We start from the raw sequence: 15,908 nt of genomic DNA, 5'->3' as shown, positions 1-15,908 counted from the left end.
GCCTCCCGTGCCGTCTCGCCGTGCGCTGTCAGGGCCGTGTGAACCAGTCTCGCATCCGCCGTGATCACGCCGGGGCCGCACTCGCGCGGTGTCACACGAGACGTCTCGTCTCTTATCGGTTGCACGAGACGTATCGTCTCGCTTAGGCTGCTCCCCATGACGACGAAGCCCGCACACATCGCCATGTTCTCCATCGCCGCCCACGGCCATGTGAACCCCAGCCTCGAGGTGATCCGCGAGCTCGTCGCCCGTGGACACCGGGTGACCTACGCGATCCCGCCGCTCCTCGCGGAGAAGGTCGCGGCGACCGGCGCCGAGGTGAAGCCGTGGACGTCCACCCTGCCCACCCCCGACGACGACCCGGCGGCATGGGGGACCACGCTGCTGGACAACGTGGAGCCGTTCCTCGCCGACGCCGTCCAGGCGCTGCCGCAGCTGATCGATGCCTACGAGGGCGACGAGCCCGACCTCGTGCTGCACGACATCACCTCCTACCCGGCCCGGGTCCTCGCCCACCGCTGGGGCGTACCGGCGATCTCGCTGTCCCCGAACCTGGTGGCCTGGGAGGGCTACGAGCAGGAGGTCGCCGAGCCGATGTGGGAGGAGCCGCGCAGGACCGAGCGGGGCCGCGCCTACTACGCCCGGTTCGAGGCCTGGCTGAAGGAGAACGGGATGGACGTGCACCCCGACCCCTTCGCCGGCCGGCCCGACCGTTCCCTGGTGCTGATCCCCAAGGCGCTCCAGCCGAACGCCGACCGGGTCGACGAGAAGGTGTACACGTTCGTCGGCGCCTGCCAGGGCGACCGTTCGCGGGAGGGGGAGTGGCGGCGGCCCGCCGGCGCCGACCGGGTCGCCCTGGTCTCGCTCGGCTCGGCCTTCACCAGGCAGCCGGCCTTCTACCGCGAGTGCGTCCGGGCCTTCGCGGACCTGCCCGGCTGGCACCTGGTGCTCCAGATCGGCGCGAACGTCGACCCGGCCGAGCTGGGGGAGATCCCCGGCAACGTGGAAGTCCACTCCTGGGTACCGCAGTTGGCGATCCTCAGGCAGGCCGACCTGTTCGTCACCCACGCCGGGGCGGGCGGCAGCCAGGAGGGGCTGGCGACGGCCACACCGATGATCGCCGTGCCGCAGGCGGTCGACCAGTTCGGGAACGCCGACATGCTCCAGGCCCTCGGCGTGGCACGCCGGCTGCCGACGGAGGAGGCCACCGCCGAGAACCTCCGCGCGACCGCGCTCACCCTGGTCGACGATCCCGAGGTCGCCGGACGGCTGGCGCGGATCCGGGCGGACATGGCCCAGGAGGGCGGCACCCGGCGGGCCGCCGACCTCATCGAGGCCGAGCTGCCCGGCTGACGGCGAACGGGCAGGGCCCGCCGGCTCCGGGTGGAGACCGACGGGCCCTGCCCTGTCGTGCGCTGTCAGACCTTGACGGGCTCGGGCCCGCGGACGTCCTGCTCGGAGGAAGCGTCGCCCGGCAGCTCGTCGTGCGAGAGGTCGGGGAGCCGGTTCATCCACTTGGGCAGGTACCAGTTGCGCTCGCCGAGCAGCGCCATGACCGCCGGGAGCAGCACACCGCGGATGATCGTCGCGTCGATCAGGACCGCGGCCGCGAGGCCGACGCCCATCTGCTTCATCGACTGCATGGACAGCGTGCCGAAGATCCCGAACACGGCGACCATGATGACCGCGGCGCTGGTGACGACGCCGGCCGTGGTGACCACACCGTGCGCGATCGCCTCGTTGGTGCTGCGGCCGCGCAGCCGGGCCTCACGGATCCGGGAAACCACGAACACGTGGTAGTCCATCGACAGGCCGAACAGGATCACGAAGAGGAACAGCGGCAGCCAGCTGACGATCGCGCCGACGCCCTCCGCGCCCACCAGCGAGGCACCCCAGCCGTGCTGGAAGACGGCCACCAGGATGCCGTAGGCGGCGCCCACCGAGAGCAGGTTGAGCACGATCGAGGTGATCGCGACCGTCAGCGAGCGGAAGGACAGCAGCATCAGCAGGAAGGCGAAGAGCACCACGAAGACGAAGACCGGGACGACCGCGCCGACCAGCTGGTCGTTGAAGTCGTTGGATCCGGCGACCTGTCCGGTGATCGGCGCCTGGACGCCGTCGACCTTGTCCAGGGTCGCGGGCCGCACCTCGTCGCGCAGCTTGTCCAGGCTCTCGCCCGCCTTGTCCAGGTCGGAGCCGCCCACCAGCGGGACGTAGACGAACGCGATGTTCTGCGCGTCGTGCAGCTTGATCTCGACCGGGCCGCGGGAGGCGCCCGAACTGACCGCCTGCGCACGGAAGTCGGCGAGGGCCGCCTTCACCTCGGGCGCGTTGATGTCGTCCGCCTTGACCACGACCTCGGCCGGGTCGGAGCCGCCGGGGAAGGCGTCGTTGACGCGGGAGTACGTCTGGACGATGGGCAGCGAGTCGCCGAACTCCTGGTCCAGGGTGAGGTTCTGGGTCTTCATGCCGACCGCGGGCGCGGCGACGGCCAGCAGTGCGCCGGTCGCGACCACCACCGAGACGACCGGCTTGGCGAGCACGCCCTTGAGCACGGCGGTCCAGAAGCGGCTCTCGGTGTTCCCGTCGGCCTGCTTGCGGCGCAGGAAGGGGATACGGCCCTTCTCCACCCGCTCGCCCAGCAGCGACAGCACCGCGGGCAGCACGGTGACCGAGCCGACCATGGCGACCGCCACGGCCATCAGCGAGGCCAGGCCCATCGCCTCGAACTCGGCGAGCCCGGTGAAGAGCATGCCCGCCATCGCCACACACACCGTCACACCGGAGACCACGATGGCCCGGCCGCTGGTCGCGGCGGCGATCGCCAGCGCGGTCCGCGGGTCCCGGCCGGCCGCGCGCTCCTCGCGCTCCCGGCGCAGATAGAACAGGCAGTAGTCGACGCCGACCGCCATGCCGACCAGCAGCATGACGGAGCTCGCGCTCTCGCCCATCGGCTGGACATGGCTGGCGATGCCCATCAGGCCCATCGTCGCCATGATCGCGGTGACCGCCAGCAGCACCGGCAGCAGGGCCGCCACCAGGGCGCCGAAGGCGATGAGCAGAATGCCGAGGGCCACGGGCACCGCGGAGTACTCGGCCTGCTTGAAGTCGTCGCCGAACGCGTCGTCGAACGTCTTCATCATGCTGGCGCCGCCGATCTCCTCGATCCGCAGCGACGCGTTGTCCCGCTGGACCTTCTCGACGGCGTTCAGCACCGGTTCCACGCGCTCGCCGGCGGTGTCCGACGCGCCGCGCATGTCGAACTGCACCAGTGCGCTGCGGCCGTCCTCGGAGATCGTCTTCGTGTCGTACGGCGAGCGGACGTCGGTGACCTCGCCGGTGGCGTCGACGGCCTTCATGACCGCGTCGACCGCGGCTCGGAACTCGCTGTCGGTGGCCTTGACCGAGCCGTCCTTCGACTGGATCAGGACCGTCTCGCCGGCGGGCTCCTCGATGCCGGCGTCCTCGACGATCTTCGCGGCGGTGTGCGTCTCGCCCTTGAGCTGGTCGCTCTCCTTGACCTCGACCATGCCGGCGGCCGAGCCGAGCCCCATGGCCAGCACGACGAACAGCACCCAGATGCCCACGGCAGCCCATCGGTGGCGGGCGCTCCAGCCGCCGGCCCGCGCGGCGAAGCCGCGCACTCTCGTCTGTCCCTTTGCCATGACGGGCTGCCCCCTTGTGAGTGGTGACAGCCCCCTGCCGTCACCGTTCGATTCGAAGGTAGGGGAGGGATAAACGCTTCTCCTCGTGCTGCCCGGTGAAAACCGACGGCCCGGGTTCATCCCCTCGGAGGCCTGATCTCTCCCCTTCACGGCGGAGGTTGCCCCTTACATCTGTTCGAGCGCCTCGGGGGAGGCGATCAGGGTGCAGTCATCCGGTTTGTGATTACGAAACCTTGTTGAACAAGTCACAAGTGCGTGTAGGTGTTGATCCGCGCGCACGCATCCGCCAGAGTTTCGCGAGGCCTCCCCAGGCCCGCGAGCAGGGGAGACGCCTCGACGCGGCCGCCGTGCCCGCCCCCACGGGGCACGGCGGCCGCCGAGGCCCCCCGCAGTGGCCGCCGAGGCCCCCACGACCCCGCCATCCGTCCCGCCACCCGCCTAGGGTGTGTCCATGACGACGTATGCGGCACTGCTGCGCGGGATCAACGTGGGCGGCAGCAGGAAGCTTCCGATGGCCGAACTGCGCACGCTGATGGAGGGTCTCGGATACGGCGGCGTGCGCACCTATCTCCAGAGCGGCCAGGCCGTGTTCAGCACCGCCGAGGGCGACGAGGACAGCCTCGCGGCCGAGCTGGCCGCCGCGATCGAGAAGCACTTCGGGTTCGGCGTCGACGTGATCGTCCGCGACCACGCCTATCTCAGGTCCGTCGCCGACGACTGCCCCTTCCCGGCCGCCGATCTGGAGCCCAGACAGCTCCACGTCACCTACTTCTCCGCCCCCGTCACCGAGGAACGCTTCGCCGAACTCGACCGCGCCGCCCGCCTCCCCGAGGAGTTCCGCCTCGGCGACCGCGCCCTGTACCTGTACGCGCCCGACGGCCTCGGCCGTTCCAAGCTCGCCGGCGACCTCGCCAAGCCCCGGCTGAACAAGGGACTCGTCGCCACCAGCCGCAACTGGAACACCGTCCTGAAACTGGTGGAGTTGACCGAGGAGCCCTGACCCGGGGCCCTCCTGACGGATCTCGGGCGTGTTCCGAAAGTCCCGTCGTCCGCCCGAAGGGCGGGCCCCGCGGCGTCCGGTGCGTGCGATCGCAAGGCGCCGGAGCGCCCTGAGAGCGGAGCTGTTCGGGCGTTCCGGAAACGCCGCTGGGGGTCCCCCTCTGGGGAGTGCGTGCCAAACGCGACTTTCGAAACACGCCCTAGCGGCGCGAAGGGCCAGGTGGCTCCGCCACGTGAGTGCACCCGCCGGACCAAATGGCCCATGCGGACAGCGCCGGATTGGACCAGATCCCTGCGCCAATCGGCTCGTAGGGTCGGGGTCATGACCGATGGATCACCCACCCGGGTCGACTTCTGGTTCGACCCCGCCTGCCCCTTCGCCTGGATCACCTCCCGCTGGCTGCTGGAGGTCGAGCGCGAGCGCACCCTCGACCTCCGCTTCCACGCCATGAGCCTCTACCTGCACAACGTCGGCAACGAACTCCCCGGCTGGTACCGGGAACTGGTCGACAGGTCGATCGGCCCGGTGCGGGTCGCGGTGGCCGCGGCCGACCGGCACGGGGAGAAGGTGCTGCGCGACCTCTACACCGCGTTCGGCACCCGTATCCACGAGCGGAAGCAGACCGACTTCGACGCGGTGGTCACCGAGGCGCTCGACGAACTCGGCCTCGACCGGGACCTGGCCGCCGCCGCGCACGACCCGTCGTACGACGAGGCGGTGCGCCGCAGCCACGAGGCGGGCGCCGAGCCGGACACCGGCGGCTACGTCGGCACGCCCACCCTGCACGTCGACGGCACGGTGTGGTTCGGGCCGGTGCTGCGGGCGATCCCGCGCGGCACCCGGGCCGCGGAACTCTTCGACAGCTTCCGCGTGCTGGCGGGCGAGAGCGACTTCTTCGAGCTCAAACGCACCCGAACGGGCGGCCTGTCCTTCGAGTGAGACGGCCGGGCCCGTCGGTGACCGTGCCGCTCGGCACGGTCAGGCGGTTCGCCGCAGCAGGGCCCCGAGGGCGCCGGCCGGCACGGGCCGGTCCAGGCCGAAGCCGCGGGCCGCACCGTCGTAGCGCTCCAGCAGCAGGCGCGCCACCTCCGGCGCCGGGCCCAGCACCTCGGCCAGGACGTCCGCCCGTGCCGCGCCCCGCGCGATCCGGTCCGGCAGGAAGCCCGGGGCGATCACGTACGGCGCCACCGCCACCCGCTCGCAGCCCAGCTCCCGCAGCTCACGCACCGCGTCCTCGGTGCGCGGGAGGGACGCGGAGGCGAACGCGGGCCGCACGGCGCACCAACCGGTGTGCCGCCACTCCCGCGCGATTGCTGCGATCACCGCGATCGCCTCCGGGTCGGTGGACCCCGCCGAGGCCAGCACGACCCCGGTCGAGGACTTGTCGGCGGGCGTCAGGCCCGCCTCGTACAGCCGCCGCTCCAGGGCGGACAGGAGCAGCGGGCTCGGGCCCAGGACGTCCGCCTGCCGGACCCGCAGCCCACGCGGCGCCTCCCGCAGGACCGCCGGGATGTCGGCCTTCGCGTGGAAGGCACGCGTCAGCAGCAGGGGCAGGGCGACCACGTCCCGGACGCCCTCCGCCGCGAGGGACTCCAGCACGCTCTGCACGGAGGGGACGTTGAAGTCCAGGAAGCCGGTCTCCACGCGCAGCCCCGGCCGCAGCGACCGCACCCGCTCCACGAGGGTGTGCACGGTCGCGGCGTGCCGGGCGTCACGGCTGCCGTGGGCGACGACGAGGAGAACCGGCTGCTGGGTCATGATGGTTCAGCCCTTCACCAGCAGACCGCGGCTGCGCAGCACCGCCCGCTCCAGCGGGCTGAAGATGAGCAGGTCGATGGCGATACCGACGATCAGGATCAGCAGGATCGCCAGGAACACCATCGGCATGGAGCTGGCGTTGCGGCCGTTCTCCAGCAACTGCCCGAGGCCCACGCCCAGATCGGGCGAGGAGGCGATGATCTCCGCGGCCATCAGCGACCGCCAGGAGAACGCCCAGCCCTGCTTCAGACCCGCCAGATAACCGGGCAGCGCGGCCGGCATCACGATGTAGCGCGCGCCCTTCAGCCCGGTCGCGCCCATGGTGCGGCCCGCCCGCAGGAACAGCGGCGGCACATGGTCGATGCCGGACACCAGACCGTTCGCGATGGACGGCACCGCGCCGAGCAGGATGACCGCGTACATCATCGAGTTGTTCAGACCCAGCCACAGCACGGCCGGCGGCACCCAGGCCACCGACGGCAGGGACTGGAGCCCGGACAGGATCGGCCCGATCGCCGCGCGGACGAACTTCACCCGGGCCACCAGCAGGCCCAGCGGCGTGCCGATCAGCAGGGCCAGCAGGAAGCCCAGCAGACCGCGCGAGACGCTGGTCCAGATGTACTCGAGGAGCGTGCCCTTCAGCCACGCGTCCTCGACCTCGCCCCACACCTCGCCGGGCGAGGGCAGCTTGGTCGGGTCGTCGACGATCTTCAGGGAGACCAGGGCCTGCCAGACGACCACGACCAGCGCGACCGCCACGATCGGCGGCAGGATCTTGTCGACGAAGGTCCTGCGGAACGGCGTCCGGGTGACCGCCCGGGACTCCAGGGCGTCCAGGCCGGCCTCCAGACCGCCCAGCTCGGCGCCGTCCTTGACGGAGGCCTCCGTCGTCTCAGTGCTTGCCATGACGGCGGATCTCCCCACGCAGTACTTCGGTGATCTCCAGGGACAGTTCGGCCACCGGGGCGTCCTCGATGCGCCGCGGCTGCGGGATGTCCACCCGCCACTCGCGGGCGATCCGCCCCGGCTTCGAGGACAGCAGCACCACGCGCTGCGCCAGCCGTACCGCCTCACGCACGTTGTGCGTCACGAACAGCACGGACAGGCCCGTCTCGGCCCAGATCCGGGTCAGTTCGTCGTGCAGGACGTCCCGGGTGATGGCGTCGAGCGCGGCGAACGGCTCGTCCATCAGCAGCAGCCGGCTGTCCTGGGCCAGCGCACGCGCCAGCGCCACCCGCTGACGCATACCGCCGGACAGTTCGTGCACCCGCTTGCCGAACGCGCCCTGGAGCCGGACGAGTTCGAGCAGCTCCTCGGCGCGGCCGCGCCGCTCCGCCTTGGGAACCCCCCTGAGCTTCAGGGCGAGTTCTATGTTCTTGCCCGCGGTCAGCCACGGGAACAGGGCGTGCTCCTGGAACATCAGAGCCGGTCGCCCGTCGGTGGTGATCTGCCCGGCGGACGGGGCGTCGAGCCCCGCCACCAGGTTCAGCAGTGTGGACTTGCCGCAGCCCGAGGCCCCCAGAAGGGTGACGAACTCGCCCGGCGCGACATCGAGGCTGATGTCGTCGAGGACGAGCTGATCACCGGCGGGGCCGGCGAAGGACTTCGAGACGTGCGCGAGACGTGCGGCGTGCTCGACCGACTCAGCGGCCTCGGCCTTGGCGATCGCGGTGGCCATGGTCGTCACCTCCTGGGAACGTAAGGGTGTCTGCGGGCTACTTGGCGCCGAGTCCGGCGTCGTCGACCGAGCTCTCACCGGCGGCCGCGAGCACCTGGTTCAGGAGCTTGAGGTCGTAGATGCCGTCAAGCAGCGGGTCCTCCAGCAGACCGGCCTTCACCGCGTGCTGCGCCTCGGTGTTGAGGGTGGCAGCCAGCGGGTCGTCGGTGAACCGGATGGACTTCCACGCCGGGTCCAGGACCTCGGGCTTGAGCTCCTTGCCGGAGTCGATGCCGAGCTGGGTGTTGGCCGCGGCCTTCGCCTGGTCCGGGTTGGCGTTGATCCACTTGTTGGTGTCGACCGACGCCTTCAGCACGGCCTCGACGGCCTTCGGGTGCTCCTTGAGGAACTTCTGCGACACGATGATGTTCGTGATCACGAACTTCTTGTCCGGCCACAGGTCCGCCTCGTCGAGCAGCACCTTCGCGCCCTCGGCGACCAGCTTGGACGCGGTCGGCTCCGGCACCCAGGCGCCGTCGATCGAGCCGGACTTGTAGGCGTCCGGCGTGACCTTGTTGTCCGTGCGGACCACGGAGACGTCGCCCTTGCCGCTCTCGGCGTCGACCTTCCAGCCCTGCTCCGCGACCCAGTTGAGCAGCGCCACGTCCTGCGTGTTGCCCAGCTGCGGGGTCGCGATCCGCTTGCCCTTGACGTCCTTGAGGGACTTGATCTTGTCCGGGTTGACCACGAGCTTCACACCGCCGGAGGCCGAGCCGCCGATGATGCGCAGGTTGGTGCCCTTGGACTTGGTGTAGCCGTTGATCGCCGGGGACGGGCCGATCCAGCCGATGTCGATGGAGCCCGAGTTGAGCGCCTCGATCTCCGACGGGCCGGCGTTGAAGACCTGGTACTTGGCCTCCGTGGCACCGAGCGCCTTCTGGAAGAAGCCCTTCTGCACACCGACCAGCGCGGTGCCGTGGGTCAGGTTGCCGAAGTAGCCGATCCTGACGGAGTCGAGTCCGTCGATCTTCTCGGATCCGGCGGCGACCTTCTGCTGCGAAGGCTTCTCGTCGGACTCGGAGCCGTAGCCGCAGGCGGCGAGGGTGAGCAGGGGAAGGGCGGTGACGACCGCGAAGGTACGGCGAAGAGCGGATGGAGCAGGCACGGGAGGTGTTCCTCTCGGAGGCCCGGCGGTCACGGTCTCTCAGGTCGTGGCCGGGAAGTCGGCAGGTCTTCGTCTACGGCGGTGGGGGGTGAGGGCGCGCGAGCGGTGCGCGTACGTCAACGCACACATCGCGCCACTCCGCCCTGCCCGCTGCCGAGGGCACCGCTGCCGACGCGGCCGCCCTCCTTGGCGAACGTGGAGTAGTAGTCCGTCGCATTCATGCTCAGAAGTCCCACCCGTCGTCCTCGGCGTGGTCCTTGACCGGCTCCGGGGCCGCGAAGGACTCGCCGACCATGCCCGCGGTGAGCGTGGTGCCGTCGGCCGGGTCGATCAGGATGAACGAACCGGTGCGGCGGGAGTCGGCGTAGGAGTCGACGGGCAGCGGCTCCGCGGTGCGGATCTTCACGCGCCCGATGTCGTTGGCGACGAGCTGCCCCGGGTGCGGGTGCAGGGACAGGTCGTCGAGGGTGAGCCGGGACGGGATGTCCTTGACGATCGCCTTCACCGTGCGCGTGCCGTGCTTGATCAGCACCCGGTGGCCCACGGTCAGCGGCTGGTCGGCGACATGGCAGACCGTGGCCTCCACGTCCTGCGTGGTCGCGGGCGCGTCCTTGGTCGGCACGATCAGGTCGCCGCGCGAGACGTCGATGTCGTCCGCGAGCAGCACCGTCACCGACTGGGTCGTCCACGCCACGCCGACGGACCGGCCCAGCAGGTCGATCCCGGAAATCTTCGTGGTACGGCCGGACGGCAGGACGGTGACGTCCTCGCCGACCCGGAACGAACCGGCGGCGATCTGCCCCGCGTAGCCGCGGTAGTCGGGGTGTTCGGCGGTCTGCGGGCGGATCACGTACTGCACGGGCAGCCGCGCGTGGCAGTGCGCCAGGTCGTGGCTGACCGGCACCGTCTCCAGGTGCTCCAGCACCGTCGGGCCGCCGTACCAGTCCATGTGGGCGGAGGGCTCCACCACGTTGTCGCCCTCCAGCGCCGAGATCGGGATCGCGGTGACCTCGGGGACGCCCAGCTCGGTGGCGTAGGCGGTGAACTCCTCGGCGATCTGCGCGAAGACGGCCTCCTGGTAGCTCACCAGGTCCATCTTGTTGACCGCGAGGACGACGTGCGGCACCCGCAGCAGGGCGGCGATCGCGGCGTGCCGGCGGGTCTGCTCCACGACGCCGTTGCGGGCGTCGACGAGGACGACCGTCAGCTCGGCCGTGGAGGCGCCGGTGACCATGTTCCGCGTGTACTGCACATGCCCGGGGGTGTCGGCGAGGATGAACCGGCGCCGGGGCGTGGCGAAGTAGCGGTAGGCCACGTCGATGGTGATGCCCTGCTCGCGCTCGGCGCGCAGGCCGTCGGTGAGCAGCGCGAGGTCGGGGGCCTCCTGGCCGCGGTTGCGCGAGGCGTGCTCAACGGCCTCCAGCTGGTCGGCGAGGACCGACTTGGAGTCGTGCAGCAGCCGGCCCACCAGGGTGGACTTGCCGTCGTCGACGGAGCCGGCGGTGGCGAACCGCAGCAGGGTGGTGGCCGAGAGGTCCTCGGTCGTGGTGGTGCTCATGGCTAGAAGTACCCCTCGCGCTTGCGGTCTTCCATCGCGGCCTCGGAGAGCTTGTCGTCGGCACGCGTCGCGCCCCGCTCGGTGAGCCGGGAGGCGGCGATCTCGTTGATCACGGCGTCCAGCGTGGTGGCGTCGGAGTCGACGGCACCGGTGCAGGACATGTCGCCGACCGTGCGGTAGCGGATCAGGCGCCTCTCGACGGTCTCGCCGTCCTTCGGCCCGCCCCACTCGCCCGCGGTCAGCCACATCCCGTTGCGCCGGAACACGTCCCGCTCGTGCGCGAAGTAGATCTCCGGCAGCTCGATGCCCTCGCGGTCGATGTACTGCCACACGTCCAGCTCGGTCCAGTTGGACAGCGGGAAGACGCGCACATGCTCGCCCGGGGCGTGCCGGCCGTTGTACAGGTTCCACAGCTCGGGGCGCTGGCGGCGCGGGTCCCACTGGGAGAACTCGTCGCGCAGCGAGAACACCCGCTCCTTGGCGCGGGCCTTCTCCTCGTCGCGGCGGCCGCCGCCGAAGACCGCGTCGAACCTCTCCGCCTGGATCTTCTCCGTCAGCGGCAGCGTCTGGAGCGGGTTGCGGGTGCCGTCCGGGCGCTCCTTGAGGACACCGCGGTCGATGTAGTCCTGCACCGAGGCCACGTGCAGCCGCAGGTTGTGCGCGGCGACCGCGCGGTCCCGGTACTCGATGACCTCGGGGAAGTTGTGCCCGGTGTCCACGTGCAGCAGCGTGAAGGGCACCGGCGCCGGGGCGAACGCCTTCAGCGCGAGGTGCAGCATGACGATCGAGTCCTTGCCGCCGGAGAACAGGATCACCGGCTTCTCGAACTCGCCCGCCACCTCGCGGAAGATGTGGACGGCCTCGGACTCCAGGGCGTCCAGGTGGGAGAGGGCGTACGGGGTGTCCGTGTCCTCGTGGAGGGTGGCAACGGTGGTCACGCCAGGCTCCTTTCGGTGAGCAGGGCGTACACCGACGCCGCGGACTCCTGCACGGTCTGGTTCTGGGACTCGATCCGCAGATCGGGCGTCTCGGGCTCCTCGTACGGGTCGTCGACCCCGGTGAGCCCGGTCAGTTCGCCCGCGGCCTGCTTGGCGTAGAGACCCTTCACGTCCCGCACGCTGCACACGTCGACCGGGGTGGCCACATGCACCTCGACGTACGCCGTCGAGTTCGCCTCGTGGCGCTTGCGCACGGCGTCGCGGCTGTCGGCGTAGGGGGCGATGACGGGGACGAGGACCAGGACGCCGTTGCGGGCGAGGAGTTCGGCGACGAAGCCGATGCGCTGGACGTTGGTGTGCCGGTCCTCGCGGCTGAAGCCGAGGCCCGCGGAGACGAACTCGCGGATCTCGTCGCCGTCGAGGACCTCGACGCGGTGGCCCTCCTCGCGCAGCCGGTCGGCCAGCTCGTACGCGATGGTGGTCTTGCCGGCGCTCGGCAGACCCGTGAGCCAGACGGTGGCTCCGGTCGTCACGTGCTTCTCCTGGGTCTCGGGGGTCTGAGGGCTCGTCATGCGTGCAGTCCGCACTCGGTCTTGCCGCGGCCCGCCCAGCGCCCGGCCCGCGCGTCCTCGCCCTCCAGCACCCTGCGGGTGCAGGGCGCACAGCCGACGGAGGCGTAACCGTCCGTCAGCAGCGGGTTGGTGAGGACGCCGTGCTCGGCGACGTAGGCGTCCACGTCGTCCTGGGTCCAGCGGGCGATCGGCGAGATCTTGACCTTCTGCCGCTTGTCGTCCCAGCCGACGACCGGGGTGTTCGCCCGGGTGGGGGACTCGTCGCGGCGCAGGCCGGTCGCCCAGGCCTGGTAGCCGCCGAGGCCCTCCTCCAGGGGCCGCACCTTGCGGAGCCTGCAGCACAGGTCGGGGTCGCGGTCGTGCAGCTTCGGGCCGTACTCGGCGTCCTGCTCGGCGACCGTCTGCCGCGGGGTGAGCGTGATGACGTTGACGTCCATCACGGCCTCGACCGCGTCACGGGTGCCGATGGTCTCCTCGAAGTGGTAGCCGGTGTCGAGGAACACGACGTCCACTCCGGGCATCGCCCGCGAGGCCAGGTGCGCGACCACCGCGTCCTCCATGGAGGAGGTCACGCAGAACCGCTTGCCGAAGGTGTCCACCGCCCACTGGAGGATCTCCAGCGCGGAGGCGTCCTCCAGCTCGCGGCCCGCCCGTTCGGCGATCACCTTCAACTCGTCCGCCGTGCGCACTTCCTGAGCCGTCGTCATGACTCGTCCCCTCCGCTCGAGTTGGGCTGAAGCCCCCGGGTCAGCAGCCCGAGGAACTTCAACTGGAATGCGCGGTTGCATGCCGCGCATTCCCAGGCGCCGTGGCCCTGCTCGTTCGGACGCAGGTCCTCGTCGCCGCAGTAGGGGCAGTAGAAGGGGGCGGCGCGCTCGCTCACGACAGGGCCTCCTCGGAGGCGCGCGCGGCCCAGGCCGCGAACCGCTCGCCGTCCTCGCGCTCGGCCTCGAACCGCTTGAGCACCCGCTCGACGTAGTCGGGCAGTTCCTCCGAGGTGACCTTCAGACCGCGCACCTTGCGGCCGAACCCGGCCTCCAGTCCGAGCGCGCCGCCCAGGTGCACCTGGTAGCCCTCGACCTGCTCGCCGCGCTCGTCCAGGACCAGCTGGCCCTTGAGACCGATGTCCGCGACCTGGATACGGGCGCAGGCGTTCGGGCAGCCGTTGAGGTTGATGGTGATCGGCTCGTCGAAGTCGGGGATGCGGCGCTCCAGTTCGTCGATCAGCGCGGCGCCGCGCGCCTTGGTCTCGACGATCGCGAGCTTGCAGTACTCGATGCCGGTGCAGGCCATCGTGCCGCGCCGGAAGGGGGAGGGCTTCGCGGTGAGGTCCAGCGCCTCCAGCGACTCGACCAGCGACTCGACCTGCCCCTCCTCGACATCGAGGACGATCATCTTCTGCTCGACCGTGGTGCGCACCCGGCCCGAGCCGTGCGCCTCCGCCAGGTCGGCGATCTTGGTGAGCGTGGTGCCGTCGACACGGCCGACGCGCGGGGCGAAACCGACGTAGTAGCGGCCGTCGTTCTGCCGGTGCACACCGATGTGGTCGCGCCAGCGGGCGACCGGCTCCTCGGGCGCGGGACCGTCGACGAGCGCCCGCTTCAGGTACTCGGTCTCCAGGACCTCGCGGAACCTCTCCGGGCCCCAGTCGGCGACCAGGAACTTCAGGCGGGCGCGGGTACGGAGCCGGCGGTAGCCGTGGTCGCGGAAGATCGAGATGACGCCCTCGTAGACGTCCGGGACCTCGTCCAGCGGCACCCAGGCGCCGAGCCGGACGCCGATCTTGGGGTTGGTGGACAGGCCGCCGCCGACCCACACGTCGAAGCCGGGGCCGTGCTCGGGGTGGTTCACGCCCACGAACGCCACGTCGTTGATCTCGTGCGCGACGTCGAGCAGCGGCGAGCCGGAGATCGCGGACTTGAACTTGCGGGGCAGGTTCGAGAAGGCCTTGTTGCCGATGATCCGGCGCTGGATCTCCTCGATGGCGGGGCTGCCGTCGATGATCTCGTCGGCGGCGATGCCCGCGACCGGGGAGCCGATGATCACACGCGGGGTGTCGCCGCACGCCTCGGTGGTGGACAGGCCGACCGCCTCCAGGCGGTTCCAGATCTCGGGCACGTCCTCGATGCGGATCCAGTGGTACTGGACGTTCTGCCGGTCCGTGATGTCCGCGGTGCCGCGGGCGAACTCCTGCGAGATCTCGCCGATCACCCGCAGCTGCCCGGTGGTCAGCCGGCCGCCGTCGATGCGGACGCGCAGCATGAAGTACTCGTCGTCCAGCTCCTCCGGCTCCAGGATCGCGGTCTTGCCGCCGTCGATCCCGGGCTTGCGCTGGGTGTACAGACCCCACCAGCGCATCCGGCCGCGCAGGTCGTTGGGGTCGATCGAGTCGAAGCCGCGCTTGGAGTAGATCGTCTCAATGCGTGTCCGCACATTGAGACCGTCGTCGTCCTTCTTGAACTGCTCGTTGCCGTTGAGCGGGGTGAAGTGCCCCGCGGCCCACTGACCCTCGCCACGGTGACGGCTCACCTTGCGGCGGGGAGTCGCGGCAGCGGGGTTCTGCGGGTTCGCGGCCATGGTTGTTACGTCCTTCGGGACCGGGGGAGCGGCTCTGACCTGCGCCTACGGGCGCACGGAGGCATACCCGCGCATCGTCGCGCAGGAAACACCGGGAAATCTGGAAGCGGGGAACGCGGCTGTGCTGGTGGTGTCAGCTCACCGGACAGATGGCGCTGGACATGCGGCCGAGGTCGACGTGCCGCCGACTCACCAAGGCAATTCCAGTTCCAGACATGACGGAAGCGTGTCACGGAGATCTGGACACAGTCCAGCTTCGTCCAAAATGTGGACACCCTTGTCCCGCTATGTGGGACAAGGGTGTCATCGGTCACACCGTCGGCGGACGGGCTTGTCGATGCAGGTCAGGCAGGGTATGCGCCGGGCCAGGGGCCGGGCGTGGGCCGCAGCGCCTCCTCCTCGACCTTGGTGTCGAACAGCTTGAAGCCCCGGCGCTGGTAGTTGTCCATCGCGAACTCGCCGTCCTTGCTGCAGGTGTGCAGCCAGACCCGCTTGGTCGGGGTGCGCTCGGGCCAGCGCTCCGCGAGGTCCCAGGCGCGGGCGGTGCCCACCGACAGCAGGTGACCGCCGATGCGCCGGCCGCGGAAGGCCGCGATCAGCCCGAAGTACTCGATCTCCACGACCCCGTCGTCCTGCGGGCTCAGCTCCACGTACCCGGCGGGCGTGCCCCGCTCGTAGGCGACCCAGGTCTCCGCGCCGGGCCGGTCCAGGTGCTCCCGCCAGCGCGCGTACGTCCAGCCGAGCCGGTCGGTCCACAGGATGTCCCCGCCGACGGAGGCGTACAGGAAGCGGCTGAACTCGGGCGAGGGAAGCTCGGCGCGCACGATCCGCACGTCACCCTCCGGCGCGGCGGCCGGCAGGAGATCGGTGGGCGCTGTCTGCTCCAGGGACCAGGTGGTCACGACGACGTTGCTCATGTCCGTCAGGGAATCATCCCTTCCGGACATCTGTCGATCGCGTCCGGAGTGCGGCCGTCGGGGCGCCGTCGACGGTGCGGCCGCACGGACGCGGTGCGGCC

At 70.6% G+C, this 15,908-nt stretch carries 15 protein-coding genes and 1 pseudogene; 3 read left to right on the top strand and 13 right to left on the bottom strand.

Translation table 11 applies throughout. The annotated features are described in order from the left end of the window. The first annotated feature begins 119 nt into the window (after positions 1-119). A pseudogene (gene mgt / locus ACFYR0_RS04275) lies at positions 120-1,353 on the top strand (macrolide-inactivating glycosyltransferase). A gap of 65 nt (positions 1,354-1,418) precedes the next feature. Here the strand turns inward: mgt and ACFYR0_RS04270 are convergent. Continuing rightward, positions 1,419-3,665, bottom strand: a complete 2,247-nt coding sequence (locus ACFYR0_RS04270; RefSeq protein WP_389321699.1) for an MMPL family transporter — start codon at positions 3,663-3,665, stop codon at positions 1,419-1,421. Positions 3,666-4,116: 451 nt separating this feature from the next. Between ACFYR0_RS04270 and ACFYR0_RS04265 the strand changes: the two genes are divergently transcribed. Next, positions 4,117-4,665 (top strand): DUF1697 domain-containing protein, encoded by a 549-nt coding sequence (locus ACFYR0_RS04265; protein WP_389321697.1) that lies wholly within the window; start codon positions 4,117-4,119, stop codon positions 4,663-4,665. A gap of 321 nt (positions 4,666-4,986) precedes the next feature. Further along, positions 4,987-5,604 (top strand): DsbA family protein, encoded by a 618-nt coding sequence (locus ACFYR0_RS04260; protein WP_389321695.1) that lies wholly within the window; start codon positions 4,987-4,989, stop codon positions 5,602-5,604. 39 nt (positions 5,605-5,643) lie between these two features. On the opposite strand, the gene ACFYR0_RS04255 is transcribed toward ACFYR0_RS04260, so the two are convergent. From ACFYR0_RS04255 to ACFYR0_RS04200, 12 genes are all read right to left on the bottom strand, one after another. Continuing rightward, the gene (locus ACFYR0_RS04255) at positions 5,644-6,423 is read right to left on the bottom strand and encodes a sirohydrochlorin chelatase (protein WP_389321693.1); all 780 of its coding nucleotides are present in this window, start codon (positions 6,421-6,423) and stop codon (positions 5,644-5,646) included. A gap of 6 nt (positions 6,424-6,429) precedes the next feature. Further along, a complete protein-coding gene (locus ACFYR0_RS04250; protein ID WP_389321691.1) occupies positions 6,430-7,329 on the bottom strand; it encodes an ABC transporter permease in 900 nt (299 codons plus the stop codon). Beyond that, a complete protein-coding gene (locus tag ACFYR0_RS04245) occupies positions 7,316-8,101 on the bottom strand; it encodes an ABC transporter ATP-binding protein (protein ID WP_389321689.1) in 786 nt (261 codons plus the stop codon). Before ACFYR0_RS04245 ends, ACFYR0_RS04250 begins: the two co-directional genes overlap by 14 nt. A gap of 37 nt (positions 8,102-8,138) precedes the next feature. Continuing rightward, a complete protein-coding gene (locus ACFYR0_RS04240) occupies positions 8,139-9,245 on the bottom strand; it encodes an aliphatic sulfonate ABC transporter substrate-binding protein (RefSeq protein WP_389321687.1) in 1,107 nt (368 codons plus the stop codon). A 223-nt stretch (positions 9,246-9,468) separates the two neighbouring features. Next, positions 9,469-10,803, bottom strand: coding sequence for a sulfate adenylyltransferase subunit 1 (locus ACFYR0_RS04235; RefSeq protein WP_386380908.1), 1,335 nt, complete (start codon positions 10,801-10,803; stop codon positions 9,469-9,471). 2 nt (positions 10,804-10,805) lie between these two features. Next, on the bottom strand, positions 10,806-11,741 hold the full coding sequence (cysD, locus tag ACFYR0_RS04230) for a sulfate adenylyltransferase subunit CysD (protein ID WP_389321685.1): 936 nt from the start codon (positions 11,739-11,741) through the stop codon (positions 10,806-10,808). Beyond that, entirely contained in the window at positions 11,738-12,313 is a 576-nt protein-coding gene (gene cysC / locus ACFYR0_RS04225; protein WP_389321683.1) for an adenylyl-sulfate kinase, read from the bottom strand. The genes cysD and cysC overlap by 4 nt, the downstream gene beginning before the upstream one ends. Then, a complete protein-coding gene (locus tag ACFYR0_RS04220) occupies positions 12,310-13,020 on the bottom strand; it encodes a phosphoadenylyl-sulfate reductase (protein ID WP_389321681.1) in 711 nt (236 codons plus the stop codon). The genes cysC and ACFYR0_RS04220 overlap by 4 nt, the downstream gene beginning before the upstream one ends. Continuing rightward, entirely contained in the window at positions 13,017-13,196 is a 180-nt protein-coding gene (locus tag ACFYR0_RS04215; protein ID WP_356687931.1) for a hypothetical protein, read from the bottom strand. The genes ACFYR0_RS04220 and ACFYR0_RS04215 overlap by 4 nt, the downstream gene beginning before the upstream one ends. Then, a complete protein-coding gene (locus ACFYR0_RS04210) occupies positions 13,193-14,890 on the bottom strand; it encodes a nitrite/sulfite reductase (RefSeq protein ID WP_389321678.1) in 1,698 nt (565 codons plus the stop codon). Before ACFYR0_RS04210 ends, ACFYR0_RS04215 begins: the two co-directional genes overlap by 4 nt. Before the next feature lie 133 nt (positions 14,891-15,023). Next, on the bottom strand, positions 15,024-15,107 hold the full coding sequence (locus ACFYR0_RS04205; protein ID WP_309474722.1) for a putative leader peptide: 84 nt from the start codon (positions 15,105-15,107) through the stop codon (positions 15,024-15,026). 127 nt (positions 15,108-15,234) lie between these two features. After that, positions 15,235-15,807 carry a GNAT family N-acetyltransferase gene (locus ACFYR0_RS04200; protein WP_389321676.1) on the bottom strand — a complete coding sequence of 191 codons (573 nt, stop codon included), beginning with the start codon at positions 15,805-15,807 and terminating at the stop codon, positions 15,235-15,237. Positions 15,808-15,908 lie beyond the last annotated feature (101 nt).

Source organism: Streptomyces sp. NPDC005017 (assembly GCF_042873115.1).
GTDB lineage: Bacteria > Actinomycetota > Actinomycetes > Streptomycetales > Streptomycetaceae > Streptomyces.
Note: the sequence above shows the minus strand (reverse complement) of the source record. Positions and strands in the feature narration are given on the sequence as shown.